Source organism: Streptomyces sp. NBC_00989 (assembly GCF_045162655.1).
Taxonomy (GTDB): Bacteria; Actinomycetota; Actinomycetes; order Streptomycetales; family Streptomycetaceae; genus Streptomyces.
This window is the reverse complement of the sequence record NZ_CP108728.1, coordinates 5,553,026-5,572,804: the sequence shown is the minus strand read 5'-3', so window position 1 is coordinate 5,572,804 and position 19,779 is coordinate 5,553,026. Positions and strand designations below refer to the sequence as shown.

Below are 19,779 nucleotides of genomic sequence, written 5' to 3'. Positions count from 1 at the left end.
GCGCCTATTCCGTCCCCCTGGTCGCGAGCCGCCAGATCTGCGCCGCCGTCTCCTCCGCGGACTCGACCGGCGGCGGATCGTTCGGGAGTTGGGCGGGGACGGTCGTGTTCTTCTTCTCGCCGGGGCGGTCGGCGAAGAGGGCGACTGTCAGGGTGAGTTGGGGGTCCAGGGTGGTGGACCAGAGGGTCCGGCGGGTGATGCCGCCGCCCGCTCCGGCGGTGAAGGAGATCTGAGGAGTCTTCAGGGCGCTGGGGACCGAAGGGATCGCCTCCGCGGACGTAGCGGACTTAGCGGATGCATCCGATGTCTTGGACATCTGCGCGTTCACCATGAACGCTTCCTTCTCGTCCAGCGCGCGCCGCGTGGCAGGGTGCGCGGTGTACACCTGCCGGCCGTCCCGGGTGATCTTCGTGACCGTGTACGGGGTCGCGTACAGCCCGTTCGCCGCCACGGTCGCGTAGGCCGAGGCCAGCTTCAGGGGGGTGGGGGCCGGGGACTTCCGCAGGTCGGTCAGCGGGGCGCCGAGGAGGACCTTGCCGAAGGGGTCCAGTGCCGTTCCCGCCTCCACCGCGCCGCCCACCGCGTCGTTGAACGGTTGCCGCGCGTAGTCCGACCCTCCGTACAGCAGCCGGACCGCCCCGTCGCCGGGCTTGATCGCCACGACGGCCGTGTGCAGCGTGATGTCCTTGCCGTCCTTGTTGCCTTTGTTGTCTTTGAGGTCATTGCGGTTCTTCACCGCCTCCGTGGTCGCGTCCTGGAGGGCCAGGTCGAACGTGGTGTGCACTGTGTAGCCGCCGCGGGCCAACTGGTCCTCGGTGATGCCGAGTCGGTCCGCGGCCTCCTGCGCCGCCACGTCGATCATGTACTGCCGCTGCCCCTCGGTCGTCCCCGGCGGATAGAAACGGAAGGCGGGGAAGGCGGCATCGGCGCGTTGTCTCGGCGTGATGGCGCCGCTTGTCGCCATCGCGTCGAGGACCCATGCCCAGCGGGCCTTGAGCGTCGCGGTCACCTTCGGGTCGGAGCCCGCCTTCTCGTAGTACGACGGGATGTTGACGATCGATGCCAGTGCGGCGCCCTGGGAGACGGTCAGGTTCCGGGTGTCGACGCCGAAGTAGTTGCGCGCGGCCGCCTGGATGCCGGCCGAACCCCGGCCGAAGTAGACCGTGTTGAGATAGCCCGCCAGGATGTCGTCCTTGGACCGGGTGCGGTCGAGCTTGATCGCGATCAGGGCCTCGCGGGCCTTGCGGGACAGGGACTGTTCCGGGCTCAGGAGTGCGTTCTTCACGTACTGCTGGGTGATGGTGGAACCGCCCTGCCGTTCGCCGCCGGTCAGCGAGGCGAGCACCGCGCGGGCGATGGCTCGCGGCGAGACGCCGTCGTCCGTGCGGAAGGAGCGGTTCTCGGCCGCGATCACCGCGTCCTGGACGTAACGCGGTACCTGCGACAGCGGTACCTCCTGGCGGTCGACCGGGCCGCGCCGGCCCAGGTAGGAGCCCTTGTCGTCGACGAACACCGTGCTTTGCGTGACGGTCTCCGGGTGCGGCTCGGGGATGTCCGTCAGGCGGTACGCGACGACCGCGGCTGTGCAGAGCGTCGCGATCAGTACGACAAGGGCCGTGATCAGCCGGCGCAGCAGGCGGCCCCGGGTGCGGCGGAGGCGCAGGCGGAGCGGGATGCGCCGCAGGTGGGCGCGGGCACGGGCACGGACGCGGTGTGAGCCGGCGGGGCGTTTCGCACGCGGAGACCGGCTCGTGTCGGGCCGGTTCCAGGGCATCGTGGGGCGCTTCACTCGTCGGCCCCGCCCCGTACGACGACCTTGCCGGCCGCGTCGTACACCGTGACGGTCGGGCCACCGTCGACGGAGCTGGACTTGATCTCCTCCGGCGTCAGCGGTGCGCGTGCGTACCAGACACCCCAGCCCGGGCTGCCCGCCAGCGTGAGGACCGTACCGGTGATCCTTCGGTCGTCGACGGTGACCTCGACCCGAGCCGGGTCCGCGGACAGGCCGCGGTACAGGCCCGACACGAAATACCCGCTGTTCACGGGCTCGGGCTGAGCCGAGACACCCGGAGTGCCCTCCTTGCTGTACCTGCCGCCGGTCAGGCCCCGGAACTGGTTGGGCCGCTCCGGAGTCGACCAGTGCTTGCCGTCCGTGGTCAGCCAGACCTGCACCCCCGGTACGGCGTCCACCCGTTCGCCGGGTGCGACGATCCGGATCGGGCCCTGCGCCACGTCGGCAGCCCCGCCGCCCGCCCCGCCCGCGGAGCCGCCACCCACGAACCGGCCCGCGCCGAACACGACCCCCGGCACGAGCAACAGCCCACAGGAGGCCGCGATCACGCCGCTACGGCGCCGTCGTAGCGCCCGGCCTCGTTGCTCTACGGCATCGAGCGAAACGCCGGACGGAACGCCGAGCGGAATGTCGGACGGGACGTCGGACGGGACGACCCCGGCGGCGGCCTCCGCGAGGGCCGCGCGCAGCCGTTCCGCGTCACCTCCGCACGCCGTCAACCCACGCCGGGCCCGGCTCCTGACCGCACCGGCCGACCAGCCGAGCAACTGGGCGATCTCCGCCTCGCGCAGACCCTCCCAGTGCAGCAGCACGAGGACGACCCGTTGGCGCGTGGTCAGGTGTGCCAACACGCCCTGCGGAAGGGCCTTTTGGCGGCGCTCCCGTCGCTGTCCCCGCGTCCGCCCCCGCCCCCGAGCTCCGCGCAGACACTCCTTGACCAGGAACCGTCGTACATAGAAGTCCACGTCGTCCCGAGGTATCCGGCGCCACCGCGCGCACACCCGCACCAGGGTTCTCCGGGCCAACTCGGTCGCCTCGCGAGGGTCGTTCGGGTTGCGCGGGTTGATCGAGTCGCCCGGGTCGCCGGAGAGCAGGTGGGCGGTGGTGACCAGCCCGGGCAGGCGCGCGTGGGCGTAGGCGGCGAAGTCGTCGTGGGAGTGCGGCACTTCGGGGGTCCTCCGGTACGGCTGTGGGGGAAGTGGATCCAGGGACGCGTGTCTGTCGTCTTTCCTGTGGGGCGTGTTGTGACGGACGCGGCCATCGGGACCTGTACGCACGGCGAGGGCGGTCAGGTTGCACGGGAATTCCAAGACTCCGGTGAGGTCATGACCGAGGACGAGTTCGACGCTTTCTACGCAGCCACGTTTCCCCGTCTGACCGGCCAGCTCTCGGCGTTCACCGGAGACAGGGAAGAGGCGCAGGACGTGGTCCAGGAGGCGTTCGTACGAGCCTGGGACCGGCGCGCGGACTTCCTCGCGGACGAGGCACCCGAGGCGTGGATCCGTACGGTCGCCATGCGGCTGGCGGTCAGCCGCTGGCGCCGGGCCAGGCGCTGGCTGGAGTTGGTCCGCCGTACTCCACCGCCCGATTCCACCCCCGGACCCGGCCCTGATCACACGGCACTTGTCGCCGCGTTGCGCCAACTGCCCAAGGCCCAGCGGATGGTGATCGTCCTGCACCATCTGTGTGACGTGAGTGTCGAGCAGATAGCCTCCGACACGGGTGCGCCCGTGGGGACCGTCAAGGCAAGGCTGTACCGGGGAAGAGCGGCACTGGCGAAGCAGCTGACTCCGGACGAGACGGCGGACGGCCCGGTCCGGAACCGGAAGGAGAGCGGCCGTGTCGGATGAACTCTCCACCGAACACTCGACTGAACTCTCCGCAGAACTGCGCGAGTTGGCCGCGCGACAGGAAAGCCGTCCGGTTCTCACCGGCGCCGAGATCCGCGGCCGTGCCGGGCGCCGGTCGCGCCGTCGCATGGCGGGGACACTGGGCGCGGGTGCGGTCGCCGTCGCGGTGGTGGCGTACGCGCTGACCGTGGGTCTCCCGGACTCCGCGAGGGACGGGAACGAGCGTCAGCTTCCGGCCGCCACCCACGCCGACCCTGTCCCCTCACCCCGCGTCACCTCCGGCGAGGCGCCAACTCCCGTACTGCGCGCGCCCGTCGCCGGCACGGTCGGCCTCGGCAAGCGCGCGCTGGTCGTCGGGGACCGGGTCATGCCGCTGACCTACGGCCTTCCCGACAGCCCAAAGATCGTGGGGCCGTTGACGGTCTACAGGAAGCACGAGACCAAGGTGGTGACCGTCACCGAACTGACCGGCGCAACCGCCTACACCACGGAGGTCTCCCTCGCGGTCGAACTGCGCGACGCCCGCGACGAGCCGGTCTACGTCGGCATCGCCTTCTCCTACAAAGAGAAGAGCACCGGCACGCACGACACCGGGGGTAGCTGGATCGGCCTGGACTCGGCCGACGCCAAGTGGTTCTACGAGGACGCGAGGATCGGCGACGTCTTCTCGGTCGTCGGCACGATGTCCTGAGCTCCCGGACTCCTGAACGCGTCCCGCAGTGCCTCCCCACATGGGACTGCACGACGAACAGCCGCGACCCGAGCCCGCAACTCGGTGGTCTCCGCTCGTAGTTCATGCGCCGTCTGCGGCGGGCCGTTCCGGGTGAAGTCCTGACGAATCGTCGGGAGAAACACTAGCGTGGCATCGCCGAACGGCCGTCAAGGGGGACGCATGCCGGATGAACACGCCGACAGCCGCATCGAGTTGGCCGACGCCGTGCAAGTCGTACGAGATCAACTGATGCTCGCGGCGTCCCGGGCGTCCGGGCAGGACGTGGTCTTCGAAGTGGGCGACATCGAGCTGGAGTTCAACGTCGAGCTCCAGAAACAGATACAGGGCGGCGTCAAGGTGAAGGCGTGGGTCGTCGAGGCGGGGGCGGACGCGGGCGGCAGCCGTACGCGTACCCATCGGGTCGCGGTCACACTCAAGGCGCTGGACTCGCGGACCGGGCGCCCGTGGAAGGTGCGGAACGAGAACCTGGGGAGCGTACGGAAGTTCGGCGGGGGCGAGGGCGGGCGGTGAACGGGGGAAGCGCCCTGGACCGCGTCGTCGTGGTGTGGGGCGAGGGGCAGGGCAGCGGGGTGCTGCTCGACCGGCGGCAGGTGCTCACCGCGTGGCACGTGGTGGCCGACAGCCGGCGCGTCGAGGTGTTTCATCCCCTGTCGGGCGAACCGGTGATGTGCAAGCTCGGCTGGGCGGACAAGGAGAACGACGTGGCGGTGATGCTCGCCGAGAGAGACGTCATCAGTGCCGAACGCGCCGCGCCCCTGGGCCGCTTGAGGTACGGCGAGGTCGCCACCGACTCTCCTCTGTCGCACTGCCAGATCGTCGGCTTCCCCGCGGTCCAGCGCTATGGGGATCAGTGTGAGGATCTGGAGTACGACCAGTACCGCGCGACCGTGCTGCCGATGGCCGGACGGATGAGGGGTGGCCTCGTCTGCGAACTGGAGCGGTCGGCGGCCGAGGAGCCAGGGGACGGAACCACGCCTCTCGCCGGGCTGTCGGGCGCTCCGGTCTTCGCGGGTCCTGTGCTGCTCGGCGTGGTGACCCAGGTGCCGCGAGGCCGTGACCACCTCCGGATCGAAGGGGCGCTGATCAGGTCCGCCGATGTGAGCGACGGGCCGTTCCCGCCCAATTCGCGGCCGGAGAAGATCACCCAGGTACACCCCAAGGACGAGGACTTCGAGGCGCAGTACGCGAAGGATCTCAGCTCCCAGTACCGCAGGACGGAGATCTTCGGCATCGAGGAACTCGGCCGGAGCGAGGCCCGCTGGGACCTCGACACCGCTTACCTGAGTCTGCGGGCCGAATCCAGCGCGCACGCGGAGAGGTCGTGGTCCGAACCGGACTGGGGTATCACGCGGCGCATCGAGGACCTGCTGGCCAGACGGCCCCGCGTGCTGCTCCGGGGCGAGGCGGGGGCCGGGAAGACGACGCTCGTGTGGTGGCTCGCGGCCCATGCCGCCGGCGGCACCCTCGGCGAGCAGCTCACCGAACTGAACGGGCTCGTGCCGTTCGTGATCCCCCTGCGCGAAGTGCACGCACGCGGTGGTTTCCCCTCGGTGGCGGAACTCCTCTCCGCGAGCAAGACCATCTCGGGCGGGCCGCCCGACGGCTGGGCCGCGCGGGTACTCACGGCGGGCCGGGCACTGCTCCTGGTGGACGGCCTGGACGAGGTGTCCGCGCCGCAGCGGGAGGAAGCCCGGCGCTGGCTCTCGGACCTCCTCGACCGTTACCCCCTTACCCGGTGCGTGGCGACCGTCCGCCCCAACGCGGTCGAGGAACAGTGGCTCGAACAGGACCGCTTCGCCGAGCTCACGCTGCTGCCCATGAGCGACGACGACATCCGTGCCTTCGTCCAGGCCTGGCACAACGCGGCCCGCCTCGAATGCGATCACTTCTACGACACCGGGCGCGGCGGCGAGGAACAGGAACTCCTCACCTTCCTCGAAGAGGACCTCCTGCACCAGTTGGAGAAGAACCCCGCGCTCGGCGACCTCGCCCGCACCCCCTTGCTGTGTGCCGTGATCTGCGCGCTGCACCGCCGCCGCCGGGGACTGCTGCCCACCACACGCTGGTCGCTGTACCGGGCCGCCCTCGCGATGCTCCTCGGCGGGCGCGACGTGGGGCGGGGCGTCCGGCACGTCGACCACATCACGCTGGAACCCGACGACCAGCACGCGCTGCTCCAGCGGCTCGCCATCTGGCTGGTGCGGACCGGACAGCAGCAGATGACCCATGACGAGGCCGTCCACCAACTCACAGTGCCGGTACGGGACATGCCGCAGGTCCAGGAACAGGGCACCCCCGACCGCATCCTCCGCTTCCTGCTCGACCGCAGCGGACTGCTCCAGGAACGTGCGGACAACGCGATCCAGTTCATCCACCGCACGTTCCAGGACTTCCTGGCGGCCAAGGAGTTCCACGAGAGCGGATACCTCCCCGAACTCCTGAACCACGCCGGCAACGAAGCCTGGCAGGACGTGATCGTGCTGGGCGTCGGCCACGCGTCACGCTGGGACGCCGAAAGGTTCATCGAGCACCTCATCGCTTTCGGGGACGAGGCGATGAGCCGGGAGCAGCGGTGCTTCCTGTACGTCCTGGCGGCCCGCTGTGCGGTCAGCCTGCGGCAGCTGAGCTCCGGACTGATGTGGTCGCTGAAGAGCCGTGTGGGCGCGCTGATGCCGCCGCTGGACACGGAGGTCGAGGACATGGCGGCGCTGGGCGACTGGGCCGTGGAAGTGCAGCCGGACTCGGACGGTCCCGACAGTTCGGTGACCCGGTCCACCGTGCGGCTGCTCGCACTCGTGCGCAGTGACAAGGCACGACAGAAACTTCGGAAATACGCTACGCATCCGGATCCGCAGGTCCGCAGCGAACTCGCCAGGGTGTGGGACGCCCATCCCCTGAAGGCGTACGCCGACGAGGTGCTGGCAGGGACGCACGTGCCCTTTCTGGCCGTCGACCAGCAGGAGAAGCTCAAGCTGCTGAGTGTTTTCGGGTCCATCGCCGAAATCTCGGTGAGCGGTTCGTATCCGGAGGCCGAACTGGACGCCTGTCTGCCGGTGGACCTGGTGTCGCTCGCGCTGCGCGGAAACCCGGTGATCAGGAACCTCGACTTCCTCCGAGGCCGCTTGGGCCTGACACGGCTTGAGGTGTGGGACTGCCGGTCACTCACGGACCTCTCCGCGTTGTGTGACCTCAACCTGTCTTATCTCAGGCTCAGTTCGGGCTCGGCGGTCCTCCCGCCGCATCCGGGCGTTCGTGAACTGGTGCTCGGGGCGGAATACGGCAGGGCGTTCGTCGACCTGAAGTCCTGGACGTACATGGAACAACTGGTCCTCTGGGGCAACCGGAGCGTGCCGGACATCCTCCGGGCCGCGCTCCACGCGCCCCGGCTCACCCGGATCGAGCTGAGAATCGGCTCCCTCGACGACTTGACCTCCCTCGCCCCGAACCCTCGTGTTCGGAGCCTGAAGATCGGCGGCCTGCGGGACCACGCCCGCATCGGAGAGTTGCGCAGGGCCTTTCCCCACCTCACGACCCTGGAACTGGGGCTGGACGGTGATGGTCCCGAGGTGCTCGATCTGACGGACCTACAGGACCTCCCCGACCTCGATCTCTTCGTCTGGGGCGTGCTCCCGGAGCGCTCGGCCATCCTCGGCACGGAGGGGTTCGGCGACCGCCTCCAGCTCAGCAATCAGCAGTCGGCGACGGCGGTCACCGTCCCGGCCGTGAACCTCGACCCGGCTTAGGAGGAGATTCCGAGCCGGAGCCCGGTGGGGTTCTCGAAGGGGCTGGGCTTGGTCTCTGCCAGTGGCCGCCGCTACCCCGTGGCATGCGACGACGCGGTCCCACGGGTTCCCCTGCCGCCGACGCATGACCTATTGTGCATTCGATTGCGCAATCGAATGCACAGATGGTTCGGGCGACGGACGGAAGGACGATGGGCGAGATGACGGAACCGAGGACCGTGGACGAGGCCGCTGCCGGAGCGCCGGAGTTCGAGAAGCTCGACGCGTTCTGTCACGTGCTTCCGCGCGACTACGCCGAGCGCCTCTTCGCGCTGGACGGCGTCGCGGCGGTGGCGAACCTGCGCCAGCGCATCATGAACATCCCCGCGCTGGTCGATCTGGACGTCCGTTTCCGGCAGTTGGACGAGTTTCCGGGCTACCGGCAGGTCATCAACCTCGCCGCCCCGCCCGTTGAGGACTTCGGGGCCCGAAGGTCTCCGCCGACTTCGCGCGACGGGGCAACGACGGACTGGCCGCACTCGTGGCCAAGCACCCCGACCGCTTCGCCGGCTTCTGCGCCGCCGTGTCCCTCACCGACGTCGACACGGCGATCGCCGAACTCGACCGGGCCGTCCACCAGTTGGGCGCGGTCGGGGTGCAGATCTACACCCATGTGCAGGGACACCCGCTGGACGAGGACCGCTTCGAGCCGTTCTGGCAGCGCTGCGCCGAACTCGATCTCCTCGTGCAGGTCCACCCCTGCCGCAACTCCGGCTGGGCGGACTACCCCACCGAGGAGCGCTCCAAGTACGAGATCTGGTGGACGTTCGGCTGGGAGTACGACCTGTCCGCCTTCATGGCCCGCATCGTCTTCTCCGGCGTCCTGGAGCGCTACCCGAACCTGAAGTTCCTGATCCACCACGGCGGCAGCATGATCCCGCACTTCTCCGGCCGGGTCGGCCCTGGCTGGGACCAGCTCGGCTCCCGCACCCCGCCCCACCAGCGGGAGGACGTCACCGGCTACCCGCTCACCAAGCGCCCGGTGGACTACTTCAGGATGTTCTACGCCGACACCGCGCTCTTCGGTGCCACCCATGCCCTGCGCTGCGCCGTCGAGTTCTTCGGCCCGGACCGGGTCCTGTTCGGCAGCGATTCGCCGTACGACCCCGAGAAGGGGCCCGGTTACATCCGGTCCGCCATCGCCGACGTGCGTGCACTCGACCTGACCGACGAGCAGCGGGCCGGCGTCTTCGCGGGCAACGTCCGCCGGCTCCTGGGTGCGCGTCTGCCGGTCTGAGACTCAGGCGGGCCGTGCCGTGCTGCGGCGGGGGATGAGGGTCGGGGCGAAGGTCCGGGTCTCGGCGGGGGCGCCTGCCAGCAGGTCGATGAGCTGGTCGACGGCGGCCGTGGCGATGGACGTGAACGGGACGCGCACGCTGGTCAACGGCACGGGGAGACGGGCGGCCAGCGGCACGTCGTTGTACCCGACGACGGAGAGGTGCTCGGGGATGCGCAGCCCCGCGCGCTGCACGGTGGCGAGCAGGCCGATCGCGGTGTGGTCGTTGACCGTGCACACGGCGGTCGGGCGGGGGTCCAGGGACAGCAGCAGCCGGCCGGCCTCCTCGCCGCTCTCCATGCTGAACGTCGAGGGCAGCACGAGCCGTTCGTCGACCGGCAGGCCCGCCTCGCGCAGCGCGTCCTCGTACCCGGCGCGACGGCCCAGCGCGCTGCTGGCGTAGTCGGGCCCGGCGACCAGGGCGATGCGCTCGTGGCCGAGGTCGATGAGGTGCCGGGCGGCGAGGTATCCGCCGAGGTGGTCGTCGCCGACGGACGCGGCGCTGTCGCCGTAGGTGCGCAGGGCGAGGACGTGCGGGAAATTCCTGCGGGCGAGTTCCTCGCTGAAGCCGCCGTCGGTGCGGGCGGTGGTCAGGATCAGACCGTCGACGCGCCGCTGGAGCAGGACCTCGCCGCTGTCGCGCTCGCGGCCGGGGTCGTCGTGGGTGGTGGCGACCAGGGTGTGGTAGCCGCGCCGCAGGCTGGCCGCGGCGATCTCCTCGTACAGCATGGCCATCACGGTGTCGGTGAGGCGGGGCACCAGGACGCCGAAGGTGTTGGTCTGCTGGCGGCGCAGGTTGGACGCCACGGGGTTGGGTGCGTAGCCGATGGCCGCGGCCATCTCGCGGATCCGGGCCGCGGTCGGACTGCGGTAGAAGCGGTGCTCGCGGTTGAGGGCGCGCGAGACGGTGGAGGGGCTGACCTCGGCGGCCCGGGCCACGTCCGCGATGGTCGGTGGCTTGCTCCCGGTACCCGGCCCGCTCATCGTCGTAGTCCCTCTCGCTCGCGCCCTCTGGGACGCTCAGCGTACTCGTCCCGCAAGCCGTGGTGAAATCGATTGCACACCGGGTGAGCAACGTGCCTGAGCCCCGTCCGGGCCGTATGCCGCTCGGACGGGGCGCGGGCTCCGGCCCGGGCTCAGGGGGAGAGTTCCTCCAGGACCCGCCCCTTGGTCTCGATGGCGAAGCCGAGGGTGACCAGTCCGCCGAGGAGTGCTACGGCGGCGAAGGCGGCGAAGACGTAGCGGATGCCCAGGTCGGCGACGATCCACCCCACCAGCAGCGGGCCGATCGACGAGCCCGCCCGCAGCCAGGCGCTGCCGAAGCCGGTGCCGATCGCCCGCAGCCGGGTGGGGTACAGCTCGGCGGAGTACAGGTAGAGCGAGAACGAGATGGTCTGGAGGATCGCGTAGGCGACGGGCGCGAGGATGACGACCTGGGTGGCCGAGGTGGCTCCCAGTGCTGTCAGCAGGAGCAGTGGCACGGTGGCGGCCAGGAACGCGACGGCGTACCAGCGTCTGCGGCCGACCCGGTCGATCAGCAGCGCGCAGGCGAGCGAGGCGACGACGCCGACGCCCGAGGTGATCCAGCCGTAGGCGAGGCTGGTCTCCAGGGAGAGGTGGAAGACCTTCTTGTAGAGGGTGGGCAGCCAGGTCACCAGGCCGTTGTTGACCATGTAGACGCACACCCACAGGGCCCAGATCATCAGCGTGCGCTTCCGGTAGATCCCCTGGAACAGCTCGCGCCAGTCGGAGCGGGCCGTGGCCCTGGGGTCCACCGGGCGGGGCGTCGGCTCGGGCAGCGGCAGGCCCTGCCGGACCGCGTCGTCCTCCAGTTTCCGTACGACGGCGTCGGCCTCCTCGTGGCGGCCCTGGGCGGAGAGCCAGCGCGGCGACTCCGGCATGAGCATGCGCAGTGGGATGGCCAGCACCGCGGGGACGAGGCCGACGACGAAGAGGGCCTGCCAGCCGAACACCGGCACCAGGAAGTAGCCCGCGATACCGGCGACCATCAGTCCGGCCGGGAAGATGACCTCGTACAGGAGGAAGAAGCGACCGCGCTTGCGGGCGCCGATGAACTCGTTGACGTAGGCGCTGGCGACCGGTACCTCGCCGCCGGTGCCGATGCCCTGGACGAACCGGAAGAGCATCATGGACGTGCCGCTGAAGGCGAACAGGCAGGCGATGTCCATCGCCACGAACAGCACGATGGTGATGAACAGCGTGTGCAGCCGGCCGATCCGCTCCGCGAGCCAGCCGAAGAAGAGCGCGCCGACCAGCTGACCCAGATAGCCGGCCGACAGGATCAGGCCGACCTGGGAGTCGCTGAGGTTCCAGGCGTCCACCAGCTCCGGCATGGCGAACGCGATGGCCAGGACGGTGTAGGCGTCGAAGAAGGTGGCACTGCCGACGATGACGCGGATCAGGGTGAGGCGGCGTGTGACGGGGAGGCGTTCGAGGCGGGCGACCAGTTCTGCGTTGGCGGTCCTCGCTGCTCCTTCGTCGGCGACGTGGGTCGTCATGGTGTTCCTCGCCGTTGAGGTGGTGGGCCGGCGCGCTGCTGAACGGGGCACGCCGGCGGGTGGGGACGGGGACGGGGACGGGATCAGCGGCAGGGGCCGCCGATGCTGTCATGGCCCGGCGGGGTGGGGGAATGCCCGCGGGACCGATGGGAGACAGGAGGCGGTGGGGCCCGTCAGATGAGCTTGGCCTGCTGGAGGGCGGTCTCGATCTCGGCGACCGCGGCCTCGCCCAGCGGCTGGAGCGGCTGACGGACGGTGGCGTCCTTGAGGACCCCGCGGGCCCGCAGGCCGATCTTGAGCGCGACGGTGCCCTCCATGTGGGAACCGCGGTGGTAGACCGCCTTGGTCACCGGCAGCAGCCGGTCGTGGATCTCCCGGGCCCTGGCGTAGTCCCGCGCCCTGCCGGCCTCGATCAGCTCGACCAGCGGCTCGGGGGCCAGGCCGCCGTAGCCGACCAGGGCGCCGTCGACGTCGAACATCGTGTGCAGCAGGTACTCGTCGTGGCAGGTGAGGATCTGCAGGTCGGGGAAGTTCTCCCGCAGGACGGGGATCTCGGTGTCCCAACGGCGCATGTTGCGCACGCCGTTCTTGGTGGCTACGACACCGGGCTGGGCGGCGATGTCCAGCTGGGTGGCGAGGTCGTAGGTGGCCTTGGTGACGTCCGGGTACTGGAAGAGGACGCACTGGAGGCCGGACTCCTCGTGGACGGCCCGGTAGCGCTCCTGCGGGGCACCGGCCTGGAAGCCGAAGCGCAGCCAGCCGTGCGAGGGGTAGACCAGGGCACCGGTCGCACCGGCGTCCGCCGCGCGCCGTGCCTCCAGCGCCGCCGTCATCGTGCCCTCGCCGGTGATGCCCGCGATGACCGGCACCCGGTCGCCCACGGCCTCCACCAGCGTACGGATGAGCGCGACCTGCTCCTCGGCCGTCAGGTACGTGCCCTCACCGGCGTGCCCGAGACACACCAGTCCCTTCACCCCGTCGACGGAGACCAGCCAGCGCGCCAGGTCGGCGTTGGCCGCGTGGTCGACCTCGCCGTCGGAGGTGAACGCGGTGACGGGGGCCGGGACGAGGCCGCGCAGGTCCATGGGATTCATCAGCCACACTCCTTGAGCAATCGATGACGGAATCGATTGCACAACCTGGCGCGGGCTCCGTCAAGAGGTGCGGAGGGAGATTGTGGCCGGTGTCCTGAGCGGACGGAGGTCACGGCGGGTCGTCGGACGGCAGTTCCAGGCGGAGTTCGTAGCCGCCGTCGGTCGTCGGGCCGGAGGTGATGGTGCCGCCGAGGAGTTCGGCACGCTGGCGCAGGCCGACGAGGCCGTGGTGGGCGCCGGGCAGGGGGAGCGCGGGGCGGGTGGCGGTGGTGTTGGTGACGGTGGTTCGGAGGGCGCCGTCGCGGTGGTGGATACGGACCGTCGCGGTGGCGCCGGGGGCGTGTTTACGGACGTTGGTGAGTGCCTCCTGGACCGTGCGGTAGACGGCGCGCTGGAGGGTGGGCGGGAGTCCGTCGGGCAGGTCCGTGTCCAGTTCGGTCTCGATGCCGCTGGTGCCGATCAGCTGGTGCAGGTCCGCGAGGGAGGGCTGGGGCGTGAGCTCGGTGGGGCGGATGCCGGAGGCGCGCAGGACGCCGACCATGTGGCGCAGCTCCTCCAGGGTCTGCACGCTGAGCCGGCGGATCGTGGCCCCGGCCGCTCTCGCCTCGGCGTCCGGACTGCCGACCTGGAGCGCGCCGGCGGTCACGGCGATGAGGCTGACCTGATGGGACACCACATCGTGCATCTCACGGGCGAGTTGCGCGCGTTCCTTCGCCAACACGGCCTGGGCGCTGAGCAGTTGCTCCTGCTCACGGGCCGCCGAGATCTCCGCGAGGCGGAGCGTCAACTCCCTTCGGGCCTGCACGAGTTGACCGAGGAAGACCGGGGCGGCGGCCGTGGCGAGCGTGTAGGTGAGGTGGACCAGGCTGTACGTCTCGTCGAGTTCGTCGACATCGAGGGACGTCCACGGCCAGGGCATGAAGTCGACGGTGGCGAAGGCCAGAGCACAGCCGATGAGCAGCGCGCGATGGCGGCAGAGCGAGGAGAGGGTGTACAGCGCGGCCATCGTGGCGAACGCCGCGTCGCCGATCAGGGCGGAGGGCAGCGTGAGGGCGAAGGCGAGCAGCGGCCGGTGGCGGCGCAGGGTGAGAGCCAGGGCGGCGAGCAGGCCGTAGGCGGTGGCCGGGTGGTTCTCGCCGTCGAAGTTCACCCACAGGTCCAGCAGCGCGACGCAGACCAGCAGCGCGTCCAGCAACAGGGCAGGCGGGCGACGGGAGTTCGGCCGGGGACTCGGATGTGTCAGCCGGGGATGCGGGTCTGTCAGCCGGGGATTCGGCCGCGGGTTCACCGGGCGGCTCCGTCCCCGGGCGGCCTGAGCAGACCCGCCCGCTCGGCGACCAGCGCGGCCTGCACCCGGTTGTCGACCCGCAACTTCTCGAACACGGCGCTGACATGGCCTTTGACGGTGCCGGTGCTCAGGTGCAGCCGGTCGCCGATGTCGGTGTTGGACAGGCCCTCGGCCATCAGCGCGAGCACGGCACGCTCGCGACCGCTCAGCCGGTCGACGAGCTGAACGGCGTACGGCTCACGCCCGCCCTGGTCGAGAAAGCCGTCCACCACCGTGCGTACGACCTGCGACGACAGCACGGTCCTCCCCTCGGCCAATGCGCGTATCAGACCGGGCAGTTGCTCGGGGTCGGTGTCCTTGAGGAGGAAACCGGCGGCGCCGGAGCGCAGCGCCGCCTCGACGTATTCGTCGGTGTCGAACGTCGTCAGCATCGCCACCACGGGAGGGTCCGGCAGCCGGCGCAGCTCGGCCAGGACGGTCAGCCCGTCCACGTCGGGCATCCGGATGTCGAGCAGGACGACATCGGGCCCCAACTCCCGTACGGCCAGGACAGCTTGACCACCGGGAACCGCCGCCACGGCTCCGATGCCGTCCGCGGCGTTGAGGATATGGGTGAAGCCGGTGCGGACGAGAGCCTCGTCGTCGACCACAAGTACCCGGATCATGCGCGCTCCGCTCCTCAACTGCCTGCCGTTCGAGGGATAGCACGGCCGACGGTGCCCGTCCGCGGGAACCGGATCGGCTCCGGCCTCTCGTCGGCAGGGACCATCCGGTCGGCCGGTGCGGTTCCGGCCGGTCGGCGGGCCGGAACCGGACGGTCGCCGGGTGTGCTGTCCCCCGCCGCCCGCGAACCCTGAAGGCATGACACACGACGCACCGCCCACCGCGCCGCCGGCCGCGTTACCCGAGCGGCGCCCGGTCCCCTCCGACGCTCCAACGACCGGACGGCTGATCAGTGTCGACCTGGCGCGCGGGCTCGCCGTCCTCGGCATGTACTCCGCCCACGTCGGCCCCGACGTCACGGTCGGCGGCCCCGTCGGCTTCCTGCTGGAGACCGCACGAGGCCGCTCCTCCGCCCTGTTCGCGGTACTCGCCGGTTTCTCGCTGATCATCATCACCGGCCGCCCCCACCCCCGGCCCGGCCGCGCCGGACGCCAGGCGCTGACGAGGGTCGCGATCCGCGCCGTAGCCCTGCTGGCACTCGGCTACGCCCTGACCGCCCTGGACACCGAGGTCGAGGTGATCCTCAGCTGCTACGGCCTGCTCTTCCTCACCGTCCTCCCCCTGCACCGGCTACGCGCCGCGACCCTCGCGCAGATCGCCGCCGCCGGCGCACTGATCCTGCCCCAAGTCCTCTACGCGGTAAGGAAGTCCATAGAGGAGAGCGGGTGGTCGGACACCGTCGTCCAGGCGGACCCGCTGGCCCGGATCAGCGGCACGGACGGCGTCGTAGAGCTGCTGTTCACCGGCTCGTACCCGGCCCTGACCTGGGCACCGTTCCTGATCGCCGGCATGGCACTGGCCCGCCTCGACCTCACCCGACCCGGGACCCGCTCCCGGCTCACCCTGACCGGCGGTGCGCTCGCGGTCATCGGCTACGGCGGCTCCTGGCTGGCCCTGCACCTCGTCCCGCACGCGCTCACCACCATCGCGTCGGCCACGGGCGGCGGTTCGGCGTCATCGGCCTGGTGGTCCGACACGGTCGGCGAACCCGAGAACGGCACACCGCTCGCCTGGCTCCTGGTCGCCGCACCGCACAGCCAGACGACCCTCTCCGTCCTCGGCAACACGGGCGTCGCGTTCGTGGTGATCGCCGGATGCCTGACGGTCGCCGACCGGATGCCACGCCTGACCCGGCTGACGAGGCCCGTCGCCACGGTCGGCGCGATGGCGCTGACCGCCTACGTCCTGCACATCGTCGCCCTCTGGCTCCTGACCGACGTCTGGCCTGTGGCCGCGGTCGAGGACGAGACGATGGCCGGCCTGCCGGCACTGCTCGCGTTCATCACCGCCGCCGTGCTGGTGTCCACGGTGTGGGCCCGTCGCTTCAGGCGCGGGCCACTGGAGTATCTGCTGTATGCGGCCACTTGGCCTGCGCGGCACATTGCGTAGCTTCCGGGGGCGGGGCGGGCCGGGCCGGGGGCAGGGGCAGCGGCAGCAGTGACCGGAGCGTCATCGTCGTCAGGTCGGCTTCGACGGGGTCCCGGTCCGGGACGGCGGCCGCGCCGGGTGATGAGCGGGGGCCGGTCGCCCAGGCCAGCCCTGCCAACTCCCTTGATTTTGCGGCAGGTCGACGTCGATGTCGGCGTCGACGTCATCGCCGTAGAGCTGTATTCGCAGGGCAGGGTGGTGCCGGCGGGCGCGGCCGATCTCTTGGGGGAGTTCGCACGCCGTCCCCTTCCTCGGGACGGCCCGTAACGCGACGGCGTTCGGCGTCTTCGCGAACGGTCGTACCTGGTGGGGATGGCGGGCATGGGGGCGGGGCGGGCACTGACCTGGGCGAACGGTTGAGGTAGGGCATCGTCGGGGACGGTTGCTTTCACTGTGATGCCGGGCCTCGTGCTGCCATCGCCCGGCGAACGGTCGGTGTGAAGATCGCCCTTTCGGCTGTGAGGCTCCGCAAGTAGTGTCCACGCTGTGTCTATCTGATCGGGGGGACATGTCGGGAGAGCTGTTCGCCTTGGCGGGTGTGCTCGTGGGCGCGGCCGCGTCGTACGTGGGCGGGGCGTTGACAGAGAGAGCACGATGGCGGCGCCAGCTCTCGACGCGCTGGGACGAGCGTCGTTTGGAGGCCTACCTTCGATATGCCGACTCCATCAAGAGATTCACGTCGGTGGCCGGCCGCCTGGCAGCGGGCAAAGGGCTCTTTGACCTCCCCCAACCCTTGACAGGAGACGTCGGTCTGGAGCGTCTGGCCGACGCCGAGTTGGAGCGTGGGTACGCGTTCGAGGCCGTTCTTCTCATGGGAGACGCCGAGACCATCTCGGCGGCGCGGACACTGCAACGCCACGCGTGGGTGCTGGAGCAGTTCGTTCGCGATATGCGCTCGGGTACGGCGGAGGACTGGACGCGAGCGTTCAGGCAGTTCCAGGAGAAGCGCGACGCGTACTACATCGCTGCGCGAGAAAGCCTGGGTGTGCAGGCATCGTTCCGGTTGCGCGCCGAAGATCCGGTCATCCTTGGACAGGATCCCCGGCAGCTGTAACGCAACCGAGGTGCAGGTGATGGATCGACGGCGCGCGCTTTAGCCGATGACAGGCATGATCCCCAGCACGCTTCGCTTTCCAACTGTGGTGTTGGGGAGGTGGGTTGGGTGCGGGGTCGCTCACCTGGGTTCATGGGCGGCTGGTTGTCGGAGCCGGGGCTTACCTCCGTGGTCCGGTGTCTCATGCGCACCAACACGAGAGCGATCACCGCTTGACCATGGCGGTGTTTCGGATGCGTATGCGCCCCGGGGACGTCAGAATTGAGAGAACGTCATCTGGTGCGTGATGGTTGCAAGTTGACCCTGTAGCGGGAATACGACGGCCTGTTCGGGCCCGCTATCCGGCTGTTGCGTGCACGTCGTAGATGTTGGGGCGGAGGTCGCTGACATCACGCACGCCGCGACTACCCATTCTCGGCGTGCACTCAGGGGCATCGAGCGAGATAATTGTAAGTACGGAATTTCCACACAATGCCGAGTCATTCATTCCCGTGACGCGGGAGGCGAGGAACCATGGGTTTCTACGTAATACTCGGCGTGGCCGTATTCGTTGCCGCGCTAATCCTATCCATCGTCGCTCTACGTTGGCCGAGCGAGCCGCAGACGGACGCCGGCACCTCGGGCAGCCGTAGACCCCTCACTGCGCAAATCCGTACGGTAACAGGTGCGCTAATCGTGATTGCCGGTGATGCCGCGATCGCAGGAGCAGCGATCTGGGGCGTGCACAAAGCTAGTGGTGACGCTCAGTGGGCTGTCGCGATACTCACCAGCGCCTTTACCTCAATAGTGGCGATCACAACAGCCTACTTCGGCATCAGGGCTGTCTCCAACATGGCCGAGAAGGTTAGTCAACCTAACACGGGAGGGGGTTCTGAATAGTGTCGAAATAGTGGTCGAATCCCGTGAGTAGTGGTGAATCGGCTCGCAGCCGGTTTTGGTTTGATCGTCCCGGCCGGTTGGCAAGAGTAGATCTCTACACGTGATGCTCGGCTTGCCGTGCGGCTTCGATGAACGAATCGACCGAGGCCAGATAGACGTCAACGGCCTGGCGGAAACCGTCGGCCTCCTGGATCTCCTCCTCGACGGCTATGAGGCGGACGTACGCCTCGCCAGACGCTGTATGGACCGCGTTCGCCGCGGCTGTCGGCCCGGGGCGGCATTCCAGGGAGACGACAGCCAGTGAACGCATGAACGGTCCGTAGGCGTCACGCAGTTGATCCCGGAGCTCTGCGAGGGATGCCCGGCGTGCCGCTTGGTCTTCCACCTTCAAATACCTGGGGATTCTGCGGTACAAGATCCCCATGTCGTTGGCTTGCTGGATGAAACCCAGATGTGTGGCTCTGCGTGCCTCGCGCTTCCGGGCAACTTCAGCGGCTTCAGCAGCCGCCCGCGCCTGTACGCGAGCGGCTTGGGCGTTACCTTTGCTGGTCACCCAACTGGCCACCACTGCTGTGGCCGCAGTCAACAACGCCACCCACAGAGCGCCATCGTCCATGAGGCACAGTGTGAGTCACCCTGACCAACTTGGACAGAGTGCGTAGGTCCGAGCATCAACTGCACGTGAAGCAACACCTCGCGTGGTCCGCGGAGGAGATGCCGGACGGGTTGCTCTTCGTCGGTGAGAAAGGAGCCCCTTCCACCGCACTTCCTTCGGCCGAAAGCGGCGTCGGGCCCGCACCGCCGTCGGCCTCCCGGACGGCTTCCGTTTCTACGACCTCCGCCATACCGGACACACGCTCGCGACCCGCTCCGGCGCCACCCTCAAGGACACGATCGTCCGCGCCGGCCAGTCCTCCGAGAAAGCCGCGCTGATCTACCAGCACTCCGACGAGGACCGACAGCAGGAAGTTGCAGCCGGTCTCGACGCGACCGTACGCAAGGCACGCCAGGAAGCTGCTGCCGTGCCAGAACCGGAGACCGCCGACCCCGACGATCAACGTTCTGGCGCGAATCTGGCACGCGGCAACTGATCGCCGAGGACAGCAAAAAGGCCCGGGTCAATGACCTGGGCCTTTGTCATGGAGCGGGTGACGAGAATCGAACTCGCACTCTCAGCTTGGGAAGCTGATGTTCTACCACTAAACTACACCCGCGAAAAACGCCGGTTGAACCGGTGTCGGAACGCTCCGTCACTCTACCGCATGTCGAGCCCCGGGCGCTGAAGCCGTGGGGCTCGAGTGCGTTACGGGACGGGTGACGAGGCTGCGGCGGGCTGGAGTTGGGGCGTACGGTGGAGGCGT

15 protein-coding genes, 1 tRNA gene and 1 pseudogene are annotated in these 19,779 nt (G+C 69.4%); 8 read left to right on the top strand and 9 right to left on the bottom strand.

What is annotated here, in order from left to right; all coding sequences use genetic code 11:
• Positions 1–4: 4 nt before the first annotated feature.
• Positions 5–1,774: a transglycosylase domain-containing protein gene (locus tag OG714_RS24380; RefSeq protein WP_406124034.1), complete on the bottom strand. Its 1,770-nt coding sequence runs from the start codon at positions 1,772–1,774 to the stop codon at positions 5–7.
• 11 nt (positions 1,775–1,785) lie between these two features.
• Positions 1,786–2,958 carry a sigma factor-like helix-turn-helix DNA-binding protein gene (locus OG714_RS24375; RefSeq protein ID WP_406124032.1) on the bottom strand — a complete coding sequence of 391 codons (1,173 nt, stop codon included), beginning with the start codon at positions 2,956–2,958 and terminating at the stop codon, positions 1,786–1,788.
• A 159-nt stretch (positions 2,959–3,117) separates the two neighbouring features.
• On the opposite strand from OG714_RS24375, the gene OG714_RS24370 reads away from it, so the two are divergent.
• The 5 genes from OG714_RS24370 (at position 3,118) to OG714_RS24350 (ending at position 9,394) form a co-directional block, all read left to right on the top strand.
• Positions 3,118–3,642 carry a SigE family RNA polymerase sigma factor gene (locus OG714_RS24370; protein WP_406124030.1) on the top strand — a complete coding sequence of 175 codons (525 nt, stop codon included), beginning with the start codon at positions 3,118–3,120 and terminating at the stop codon, positions 3,640–3,642.
• Positions 3,632–4,333: a hypothetical protein gene (locus OG714_RS24365; protein ID WP_406124028.1), complete on the top strand. Its 702-nt coding sequence runs from the start codon at positions 3,632–3,634 to the stop codon at positions 4,331–4,333. The genes OG714_RS24370 and OG714_RS24365 overlap by 11 nt, the downstream gene beginning before the upstream one ends.
• 201 nt (positions 4,334–4,534) lie before the next feature.
• On the top strand, positions 4,535–4,885 hold the full coding sequence (locus OG714_RS24360; RefSeq protein WP_406124026.1) for a trypco2 family protein: 351 nt from the start codon (positions 4,535–4,537) through the stop codon (positions 4,883–4,885).
• Positions 4,882–8,118, top strand: a complete 3,237-nt coding sequence (locus OG714_RS24355) for an NACHT domain-containing protein (RefSeq protein ID WP_406124025.1) — start codon at positions 4,882–4,884, stop codon at positions 8,116–8,118. Before OG714_RS24360 ends, OG714_RS24355 begins: the two co-directional genes overlap by 4 nt.
• A gap of 520 nt (positions 8,119–8,638) precedes the next feature.
• Positions 8,639–9,394, top strand: coding sequence for an amidohydrolase family protein (locus OG714_RS24350; protein ID WP_406124024.1), 756 nt, complete (start codon positions 8,639–8,641; stop codon positions 9,392–9,394).
• A 3-nt stretch (positions 9,395–9,397) separates the two neighbouring features.
• Here the strand turns inward: OG714_RS24350 and OG714_RS24345 are convergent, their stop codons facing one another.
• The 5 genes from OG714_RS24345 to OG714_RS24325 form a co-directional block, all read right to left on the bottom strand.
• Positions 9,398–10,417 carry a LacI family DNA-binding transcriptional regulator gene (locus tag OG714_RS24345; protein ID WP_406124022.1) on the bottom strand — a complete coding sequence of 340 codons (1,020 nt, stop codon included), beginning with the start codon at positions 10,415–10,417 and terminating at the stop codon, positions 9,398–9,400.
• Positions 10,418–10,569: 152 nt separating this feature from the next.
• Positions 10,570–11,952, bottom strand: coding sequence for an MFS transporter (locus OG714_RS24340; RefSeq protein WP_406124020.1), 1,383 nt, complete (start codon positions 11,950–11,952; stop codon positions 10,570–10,572).
• 173 nt (positions 11,953–12,125) lie between these two features.
• On the bottom strand, positions 12,126–13,046 hold the full coding sequence (locus OG714_RS24335; RefSeq protein WP_406124019.1) for a dihydrodipicolinate synthase family protein: 921 nt from the start codon (positions 13,044–13,046) through the stop codon (positions 12,126–12,128).
• Positions 13,047–13,155: 109 nt separating this feature from the next.
• On the bottom strand, positions 13,156–14,241 hold the full coding sequence (locus OG714_RS24330) for a sensor histidine kinase (protein ID WP_406124018.1): 1,086 nt from the start codon (positions 14,239–14,241) through the stop codon (positions 13,156–13,158).
• 89 nt (positions 14,242–14,330) lie between these two features.
• The gene (locus tag OG714_RS24325) at positions 14,331–14,999 is read right to left on the bottom strand and encodes a response regulator (protein WP_406124016.1); all 669 of its coding nucleotides are present in this window, start codon (positions 14,997–14,999) and stop codon (positions 14,331–14,333) included.
• A gap of 196 nt (positions 15,000–15,195) precedes the next feature.
• On the opposite strand from OG714_RS24325, the gene OG714_RS24320 reads away from it, so the two are divergent.
• Positions 15,196–16,446 (top strand): DUF418 domain-containing protein, encoded by a 1,251-nt coding sequence (locus OG714_RS24320; protein WP_406124014.1) that lies wholly within the window; start codon positions 15,196–15,198, stop codon positions 16,444–16,446.
• Between the two features lie 547 nt (positions 16,447–16,993).
• A complete protein-coding gene (locus tag OG714_RS24315; RefSeq protein WP_406124012.1) occupies positions 16,994–17,539 on the top strand; it encodes a hypothetical protein in 546 nt (181 codons plus the stop codon).
• Positions 17,540–18,512: 973 nt separating this feature from the next.
• Here OG714_RS24315 and OG714_RS24310 read toward each other — a convergent pair.
• The gene (locus OG714_RS24310) at positions 18,513–19,034 is read right to left on the bottom strand and encodes a hypothetical protein (protein WP_406124010.1); all 522 of its coding nucleotides are present in this window, start codon (positions 19,032–19,034) and stop codon (positions 18,513–18,515) included.
• A gap of 65 nt (positions 19,035–19,099) precedes the next feature.
• Here OG714_RS24310 and OG714_RS24305 point away from each other — a divergent pair.
• A pseudogene (locus OG714_RS24305) lies at positions 19,100–19,509 on the top strand (site-specific integrase); the annotation flags it as partial.
• Between the two features lie 49 nt (positions 19,510–19,558).
• Here OG714_RS24305 and OG714_RS24300 read toward each other — a convergent pair.
• Positions 19,559–19,632: transfer RNA gene (locus OG714_RS24300), tRNA-Gly, on the bottom strand.
• Between the last annotated feature and the right edge of the window lie 147 nt (positions 19,633–19,779).